Origin of the sequence: Gordonia sp. i37 (assembly GCF_002043085.1) — a bacterium.
In the GTDB taxonomy this organism is placed as follows: Bacteria; Actinomycetota; Actinomycetes; order Mycobacteriales; family Mycobacteriaceae; genus Gordonia; species Gordonia polyisoprenivorans.
The window spans coordinates 1-978 of the sequence record NZ_MVPX01000075.1; the positions used below are offsets into that span (position 1 = coordinate 1).

Below are 978 nucleotides of genomic sequence, written 5' to 3' on the forward strand. Positions count from 1 at the left end.
CTTCACCCACCCAGCACGAGGCATACCCTACAAACTACACCCATGTAACCTTAACTGAACGGTATTGGCCCTAACCGGTCCCGCGCACCATCAATTCGACGGGTAGGAGCACCGATTCGACGTCGCGCCCCTCGACGAGATCGAGCAGGCCACGAGCCGCGGTCTCACCGATCCGGCGCGCCGGGGACGCGACGGTCGTCAGTGGCACCGGCAGCTGGGCCGCGATGGGGATGTCGTTGTAGCCGACGAGCGCGAGGTCGGCCGGGATCTGCAGGCCGAGGTCGCGGGCCACGCCGAGCACACCGATGGCGATGATGTCGGAGACGGTGAAGATCGCGCGTGGCCGATCGGGACCGTCGAGCAGTTGACGACCGGCCGCGATACCGCCGTCGACGTCGAAGGCCGACGTCACGATTCTGTTGGGCGGCAACTCGATTCCCACCTCACCGAGACCGTCGAGGAATCCGGCGAGCCGGTCGGTGGCGGTGGTGGCGTGTGCGGGTCCGCCGATGACGGCGAGGTCGGTGTACCCGCGATCGATGAGATGTCGTGCCGCGAGCCGGCCACCGCCCCGGTCGTCCCCGCCGACGAAGGGCAGGCCGGCGTCGGCATGCCGGGTGACCGTCAGCATCGGGACGTTCACCGTCAGTGACTCGATGAATTCGGCTGCCGGAGCGTGTAATCCGCCCAGGAGTAGGCCGTCGACCCGGCGGCCGACGAGCAACTCGATTGCGTCACGTTGGGCGTCGGCGTCATCAGGTGGGCTCGCCAACAGCACCGAATAGCCTGCGCGCGTGGCGGCTTCGTCGATGCCCTGATAGGTGGTGGCGACGACGCCATCGGTCAGGCGGGTCATCACGACCCCGAGAGTCGTCGTCTTGCGGGTTCGCAGGCTGGCCGCCCAGACGTTGCGCCGGTAGCCGAGTTCCTCAGCGGCGCGACGCACCCGCTGGGCCGAGGGCGACCAACCGTCGACCG

The 978-nt window shown here is 68.2% G+C and carries 1 protein-coding gene; it reads right to left on the reverse strand.

The window, feature by feature from the left end; genetic code table 11:
- Positions 1-70 precede the first annotated feature (70 nt).
- On the reverse strand, positions 71-978 hold a 908-nt coding region (locus tag B1964_RS03195; RefSeq protein WP_079928781.1), incomplete at its 5' end, for a LacI family DNA-binding transcriptional regulator.